The organism is Scytonema sp. NUACC21, from assembly GCF_054684315.1.
The window spans coordinates 1-6,900 of sequence record NZ_BAAFZH010000005.1 but is presented as its reverse complement, the minus strand read 5'-3'; the positions used below and the strand labels follow the sequence as shown (position 1 = coordinate 6,900).

General features: G+C 44.1%; 6 protein-coding genes, 6 pseudogenes and 1 other annotated feature. Of the genes and pseudogenes, 4 read left to right on the top strand and 8 right to left on the bottom strand.

Annotated features, from left to right (window positions below):
* From ACYRY3_RS00265 to ACYRY3_RS00255, 3 genes and pseudogenes are all read left to right on the top strand, one after another.
* The coding region (locus ACYRY3_RS00265; protein ID WP_460199906.1) for an aminotransferase class V-fold PLP-dependent enzyme at nt 1–462 on the top strand (462 nt) is incomplete at its 5' end.
* A 252-nt stretch (nt 463–714) separates the two neighbouring features.
* Nucleotides 715–855, top strand: a pseudogene (locus ACYRY3_RS00260) (allophycocyanin subunit beta); the annotation flags it as partial.
* Between the two features lie 220 nt (nt 856–1,075).
* Complete coding sequence (locus tag ACYRY3_RS00255) at nt 1,076–1,282, top strand: phycobilisome linker polypeptide (protein WP_460199905.1); 207 nt, start codon at nt 1,076–1,078, stop codon at nt 1,280–1,282.
* 197 nt (nt 1,283–1,479) lie between these two features.
* On the opposite strand, the gene ACYRY3_RS00250 is transcribed toward ACYRY3_RS00255, so the two are convergent.
* The 5 genes and pseudogenes from ACYRY3_RS00250 to psaA all read right to left on the bottom strand — a co-directional run.
* Entirely contained in the window at nt 1,480–1,752 is a 273-nt protein-coding gene (locus ACYRY3_RS00250; RefSeq protein ID WP_460199904.1) for a hypothetical protein, read from the bottom strand.
* Between the two features lie 74 nt (nt 1,753–1,826).
* Nucleotides 1,827–2,450 (bottom strand): GDSL-type esterase/lipase family protein, encoded by a 624-nt coding sequence (locus tag ACYRY3_RS00245; protein WP_460199903.1) that lies wholly within the window; start codon nt 2,448–2,450, stop codon nt 1,827–1,829.
* Nucleotides 2,451–2,533: 83 nt separating this feature from the next.
* A complete protein-coding gene (locus tag ACYRY3_RS00240) occupies nt 2,534–2,920 on the bottom strand; it encodes a DUF3050 domain-containing protein (protein ID WP_460199902.1) in 387 nt (128 codons plus the stop codon).
* 34 nt (nt 2,921–2,954) lie between these two features.
* Nucleotides 2,955–4,190, bottom strand: a complete 1,236-nt coding sequence (locus ACYRY3_RS00235; RefSeq protein WP_460199901.1) for an aminotransferase class I/II-fold pyridoxal phosphate-dependent enzyme — start codon at nt 4,188–4,190, stop codon at nt 2,955–2,957.
* A 155-nt stretch (nt 4,191–4,345) separates the two neighbouring features.
* Nucleotides 4,346–4,876, bottom strand: a pseudogene (gene psaA / locus ACYRY3_RS00230) (photosystem I core protein PsaA); the annotation flags it as partial.
* A 7-nt stretch (nt 4,877–4,883) separates the two neighbouring features.
* On the opposite strand from psaA, the pseudogene ACYRY3_RS00225 reads away from it, so the two are divergent.
* Nucleotides 4,884–5,564 (top strand): annotated as a pseudogene (locus ACYRY3_RS00225) (NAD-dependent epimerase/dehydratase family protein); the annotation flags it as partial.
* Between the two features lie 118 nt (nt 5,565–5,682).
* Here ACYRY3_RS00225 and ACYRY3_RS00220 read toward each other — a convergent pair.
* The 3 pseudogenes from ACYRY3_RS00220 to ACYRY3_RS00210 form a co-directional block, all read right to left on the bottom strand.
* Nucleotides 5,683–6,228, bottom strand: a pseudogene (locus ACYRY3_RS00220) (F0F1 ATP synthase subunit alpha); the annotation flags it as partial.
* Nucleotides 6,228–6,335: pseudogene (rplJ, locus tag ACYRY3_RS00215) on the bottom strand (50S ribosomal protein L10); the annotation flags it as partial. The pseudogenes rplJ and ACYRY3_RS00220, both read right to left, overlap by 1 nt.
* A 92-nt stretch (nt 6,336–6,427) precedes the next feature.
* Nucleotides 6,428–6,624, bottom strand: a sequence feature (ribosomal protein L10 leader region).
* Nucleotides 6,625–6,693: 69 nt separating this feature from the next.
* Nucleotides 6,694–6,900, bottom strand: a pseudogene (locus ACYRY3_RS00210) (50S ribosomal protein L1); the annotation flags it as partial.

The following is a 6,900-nucleotide window of genomic DNA, read 5'->3' as shown; positions in this document are numbered from 1 at the left end:
GAAATGATTGCCACGGTGAGTTTTGAAAAAACAACCTATGCCGATTTACCGCATAAATTTGAAGCCGGTACGCCCCATATTGCAGGCGGGATTGTGTTGGGAACGGCGATTGATTATTTGAACGAAATCGGTTTTGACGCTATCGCAGCCTATGAACACGAGTTGTTGGAGTACGCCACCCAAAAGTTGCTACAAATAGAAGGGTTGCGCATATACGGTACTGCCGCCCAAAAGACTTCCGTTATCTCTTTTAACATTGGAACCATTCACCCCTACGACATTGGCACGATTGTAGATAAGTTAGGAATAGCAGTGCGCACGGGACACCACTGTGCTCAACCCGTCATGGATTTCTTCGGAATTCCCGGAACGGTTCGCGCTAGTTTTGCTTTTTACAATACCAAAGAAGAAATTGATACTTTTGTAGAAGCACTGCACAAAGCCGTGATGATGTTATCTTAAAAGTTTCGTTTATGAAAGCACTAGTTCTCGTTTTATTTACCCTATTGATGGGAAAAGGTTGTTCCCAAAGCAATGCTGATTTAGCTTCGGCCAAACTCACCTACACGGCACACAGTCGCGGCATACACAAAGTGATTGTGCTAGAAAATAAAGAGTTGACTTATGAAAATGGCCGCGGAAAAGACGCAACCTTAACGGCTTCAACGCTATCTGATTCGGAATGGGAGTCTTTGGTAGGACAGTTCAAAACCCTACAACTCCTTGGGTGTACCCATCGGTGCTACCGTGCAAGCTATCCAAGCTATGAAGGAAGTTACTGCTAGCTTGGTTGGTGCAGATGCTGGTAAGGAAATGGGCGTTTACTTCGACTACATCAGCTCCGGTTTAAGCTAGGAGCCTAGTTTGCGCTTAAGAATTTAGGTGCGGCAATCTTAGGTCTGGAAATTAATCGTGAGTGCTAGAACGTTTGTGGCTTTTCGTAGTGCTAAGCGCTAAGTGCTAGCGGTCTAGTATTGACGCTTGATTTCCAGCCTTTGAGTAATCAGAAAGGAATTTGCACTCACAATTTTTGAGATAAAAAAGTTTTCACGCTCACTACAGGAGATATAGTACGATGTCACGGACTTTTAAAATTACTGCTTGCGTACCTAGCCAAACCCGGATTCGCACTCAGCGCGAACTACAAAACACCTACTTCACCAAACTGGTTCCCTACGAAAACTGGTTCCGCGAACAACAAAGAATACAAAAAATGGGTGGCAAGATCGTTAAGGTTGAACTGGCTACCGGCAAACAAGGTCTCAACACTGGTTTGCAGTAATTTCTATAAACAAACAAAATACGTAGGGAGTTGTATAGAGGTCGGAAAGACCTCTTTTTTGTTGTCATTTGTTATTTGTCATTTGTCATTGGTCATTGGGAAGTCAAGCTATGATGACAAGTTGATTGACCCCCCTTAATCCTCAGCGGTTCGAATCCGCTTAGCTCCATTTGAATATTAAATTGTTATCATCAGTTTTAAAGAATTATTGTCAATTTGACAAATCTGAAGAACATACAGCAGATTGTAACTAAGTGAGGTACAGGTTGTTGTAAGGGCGCAATGCCTTGAACCTCCTTCTTGTGGTACGGGCGTCCCCACCGATTAAGACAAATGAGAAAACCAAAGCTGATGGCAGCTGCTTGAACCTCTTCTTGAGGTACGGTCGTCCCCGCCCGTCCTGTGTGATTGGCGATCGTCAATCCCGCACCACAAGAGAAAGTTGAAGATTTTTGTCTGGAAGTCCCCAATACAGTGATGCCAATACAATGTAGGGGTGAACGGCTGTTCGCCCTCCTATATTTGAAAGTGTTTACTGGTAGTTTCAATCCCGCCAACGGGTTTCATTAATTTGAAAGAAACTGAGATTGATTGAATTCCTTGACTTCTCGTTGGTTTCAATCCCGCGAACGGGTTTCATTAATTTGAAAGGGGAGGCAACAGAAGCTAACTGTAGAGCCATTCCCACCACCATTTTTGGCGGGGCTGTTTTAAAAGTCCATTTCAGGCTTTGGCAAACAGGCTCGTACTCATACCTCAATCGCTGAAAGTATTGATTTGTCAAGGTTCTGACGATTTGGCGGGAGGTGGGGGGTTTTCGCCCGTGCTTTGCCCTGCCAAAAAAGGCTTTTTGAACCAGTTCCGGGAAATCATTTTCATAAAAACTAAACGGCATGTTTTGGTATTGATTGTTCACCCCAATCAAAAGGGTGACCAAGTCAAATGTATTCGGCGGATTGGTTTGATTGATAGCATTTTTGAGTTGCGGAGTGGTCCAACCTGTTTGGGCAATGATTTGCACCTCAGAAAGTCCGTTGCCGCGACGGGCATTGATACTGTCGCGAAGTTGTGTCGGGAAATTACAGGTACTACAAACCGATTCGCCTTTGGTGTAACTATCGCCCAACGCCAGAATTTTGAGCACACGGGTATCGGGCGGAGAGTTCACCTCTTTCTCAGAGGAACAGCTAACAAATATAAGCAATAAGCCTAGGTAATACCATCTACACCATTGTTTCATTAGCAGTGATTTTAAACGCAACTCGCTTTTTCAATAACCATCTCTTCAATCGCATCCCATAAACCAAGGCGTTTTTCCAAAGCTTGTTGGGAAACTTCGAGCACTTCATTCCATTTGGTTGCGCTGTCTCCACAAAGTTCTGTAATCATTTGCATCGCCATCGGACCGTGTTCGTCGGCATCCAATTCGATGTGTCTTTCGAAGTAGTAAATCAGTTTGTTTAAATCCACATCCGGGAAGTTTTGCTGGAAGTTTTTCAGGATTTCGGTAAACATATTCGGAATCAAATCTTCGCGACATTGGGTCATGGCTTTACCCAAGCCGCTTCCGCCACCGGTTACTACGATTACTTTGTCTGCTAAGGCGTTATCGCGTAGCATTTTTGCTGAAAAATCCATATCTTTTTTATTTTGAGTAAATATATTGTTTTAATTATAATTGGCGAAGTCTTTCGGCCGCTCTTGTCAAAGTTTGCTCATCTTTGGCAAAGCAGAAGCGAATGCATTGATGGTCATCTCCATTGGCATAAAATATTGAAATCGGTATAGTAGCCACGCCCAACTCGGTCACCAATCTTTTCGTGAAATCGATGTCGTTTTCCTCACTAATTGCCGCATAAGAGGCCACTTGAAAATAAGTGCCTTCGCAGGGCAAGAGTTTGAGTTTGGTATCTTTCATCAGGCTTTGGAAGAAATCTCTTTTTTGTTGGTAGAATTGGCCTAAAGCTTTTATGTCGACTACCTCTATGTACTCATTTAAGGCATGTTGGGCTATACTGCTCACACTGAATACCAAAAACTGGTGTACTTTTTTAATTTCCCGCATCAAATGTTCCGGAGCTATGACATAACCGATTTTCCAACCGGTAATGTGAAACGACTTCCCGAATGAGGAAATCGAAATGCTGCGTTCCCACAATTTGGGACGGTGATGGACTGAAATATGCGTCTGTTCAAAAGTGATGTATTCGTATACTTCATCGGATAAACCTCCATTACTGTAGGCAAAAGCATCGGTGTCGGTCCCAGTTACTCGTGAAGTGGCGTGACGTTGGAAAGGAATCTTACACGTAGTAGCCGTATCGGTAATCAAATCTCTTAACTTATTTTGAACAGCTGGTGCGTAAGCTATTACAGGTCCTTTGCCAATTTGTAAATCCCCTTCAATTTTCTTCTCAATCATTGGCGTAGAGGTGTCATGGCAAACATCAGTTACAATAGCTACATTGGGTTTTAACGTTTGGGTAATCATCTCGGCGCCTCGCAAACCGATTTCCTCCTGTACCGAATTCACAATGTAAAGACCGAAAGGTAGTTTTTTCTTATTTTCTTTTAGCAATCGCGCCACTTCAGCTATCATAAAACCACCCATCCGATTATCTAAGGCGCGGCATACAAACTTATCGCCATTTAAAACCATAAATTCATCAGGGTAGGTGATGACACAGCCTACATGGATGCCCAAATTTTCTACTTCTTCTTTGGTGGCACAACCTACGTCAATGAAAATGTTGTGCAATGAAGCCGACTCTTCTTTCCCACGATTTCGAGTGTGAATGGCAGGCCAACCAAAAACGCCTTTAACAATTCCTTTTTTGGTGTGAATATTAACGCGTTTGGAGGGGGCAATTTGATGATCCGAACCTCCATTGCGGATTACATAGATCAATCCGGTCTTGCGCGAGGTCCTGGCTAAATTTTGGAAATTTTGTTGCCATGGGTTTGATAAATCCTCTGACCTTTAGCCTTCAGATGCCAGCAGCCCAGCTATTAGTTATCAGACGAGAGCCAATCGCCAATAGCTGACCGCTGACCGCTGAAATACTAGCCTAGTGAAATGATTCTTGCGTGGAAGAACGCCCAGGTTGTGGCAATTCCTCCTAAGAGGTAGTGTGCTACACCAACAGCCCGACCTTGGATGATGCTGAGAGCACGGGGCTGAATGGATGGAGCTACCTTCAGTTTATTATGAGCCCAAACGATTGACTCAATCAACTCTTGCCAGTAGCCGCGACCGCTGAACAAGAACATTAAACTGAATGCCCAAACAAAGTGAGCGCCTAAGAACAGGAGACCGTAAGCTGAGAGCGCACTGCCGTAGGAGTTAATCACCTGAACAGCTTGTGCCCACAGGAAGTCACGCAACCAGCCATTGATGGTAATAGCGCTTTGAGCGAAGTTACCGCCAGTTAGGTGATTCACAACACCATCTGAGTCTACGGTTCCCCAGACATCCGACTGCATCTTCCAGCTGAAGTGGAAAATAGCAATAGAGATAGTGTTGTACATCCAGAACAATCCGAGGAACACGTGGTCCCAACCAGATACCTGACAGGTACCGCCACGACCGGGACCGAAAGTCCTGGTTATTGGTGGCGATGGATATTGCGGTTGGGCAACCGCACTTTACCTTTCAAATCAAGGTTATGAAGTTGGTATCCTAGACAGTTTAGTGCGACGGCATTGGGATCTAGAGTTAGGAGTGCAAACTCTGACTCCGGTCTCACCAATTCAACAACGCATTCAGCGCTGGCAAGATTTAACAGGTAAATCTATCGACCTGTTCATTGGCGATATCACGAACTATGAGTTTTTGAGTAAAGCCCTGCATCAATTTCAGCCAGAAAGCATTGTGCATTTTGGGGAACAACGGTCTGCACCCTTTTCGATGATTGACCGCGAACACGCAGTTTTCACCCAAGTAAATAATGTAGTTGGGACCCTAAACTTGTTATACGCTATGCGGGAAGACTTTCCTGACTGTCACTTAGTAAAGTTAGGAACAATGGGTGAATATGGAACACCCAACATTGATATCGAAGAAGGATATATTACTATTGAGCACAACGGGCGTAAGGATACGCTGCCCTATCCCAAACAACCCGGTTCAATGTATCATTTGAGCAAAGTTCATGATAGCCACAACATTCACTTTGCTTGCCGGATTTGGGGACTGCGAGCAACTGATTTAAATCAGGGCGTTGTTTACGGTGTCTTGACCGAAGAAACAGGAATGGATGAACTGTTAATTAACTTGACCGACTGAATGCGATCGCGTATTGCTTTGAGATTTGCCATAGTTTTATTTTTGTTCTTTGTCTTTTATCCTTTGTCCTTGGATTTCTTAACAAATGACCAAGGACAAATGACAAATGACTAAATTACGCTGTTGCTAAGAAGGTCTTCTTGAATTCGGTAATTGCTTCCTTCAGGGTTTTTTCCTCATCATCCCCAAGAACTTTCTTGGATTTCACAGTATCTGTGTACTGAGGCTTGCTGGTCTTCAGGTATTCGCGCAGACCCGTGGTGAAAGCTGTGATTTTATTCACAGGAACATCATCCAAGTAACCATTAATACCAGCGTACAGAATAGCAACTTGCTCGTATACCGCTAGAGGTGCATTTTGTGGCTGTTTCAAGAGTTCCCGCAGGCGCTGACCGCGTGCCAGCTGGTCTTGAGTTGCTTTATCCAAGTCTGAAGCGAATTGTGAGAAAGCTTGCAATTCGTCAAACTGAGCCAACTCCAGCTTCAACTTACCAGCGACTTTTTTCATTGCCTTGGTTTGAGCCGCAGAACCTACCCGCGATACGGAAATACCGGGGTTGATTGCTGGACGGATACCAGCGTTGAAGAGGTCGGAAGACAGGAATATCTGACCGTCAGTGATGGAAATTTCGTTGGTGGGGATATAAGCAGATACGTCACCGCAACCGTTAGCCCTTGGTAGTCAATGACCAGTGCTAGTTGGGACTGACTCAAAGTTTCTTTGAGGTCAGCAACTATGGCATGTTTATCTTCTATCGTTCTTGGCATCTTGTTTCACCTCCTTGAATTTGTTAGTAGTTAGTGGTTAGTGGTTGGTAGTGGCTTGTTTTCCTACTTACCACTCACTCATAATTACTAACTCCAAAAACAATAAACCCCAGCTCTCGCAGCCGGGGTTTACCAGTAGAGACGCTTTAAATAACGCGTCTTTACTTTGTCATCCATAATGCCACTGTACACACCATTATCGGGTGATACTTTTAGCAATTGGGGCGTAACCTCGGCAGGATATTAAGCTTGTGGCACCTGCTGTCTCCGGCTGTTGCTTATTTAATTTTGTGTTTTGTCCTTTGTCAAAAGTCCTTTGTCTTTTACTAACGACGAATGACTCTTGACAAATGACTTTTTATGCAGCTTCAGTCAATTTTAAATCCCGTAAGGAATTGACATCAACTCTAATGGATGGACCCATTGTGGCAGACACGTATATTGTTCGCCAGTAACGACCTTTGGCTCCTGAGGGGCGGTTGCGATCGATTGTTTCTTGCAACGCCTTCCAGTTTACCAGTAAATCTTCTGGTGTGAAAGATGCCTTACCAAACATAACATGGAC

Coding starts and splice junctions, on each gene's coding strand:
- ACYRY3_RS00255 (WP_460199905.1), top strand. CDS start 1,076: ATGTCACGGACTTTTAAAATTACTGCTTGCGTACCTAGCCAAACCCGG.
- ACYRY3_RS00240 (WP_460199902.1), bottom strand. CDS start 2,920: ATGGATTTTTCAGCAAAAATGCTACGCGATAACGCCTTAGCAGACAAA.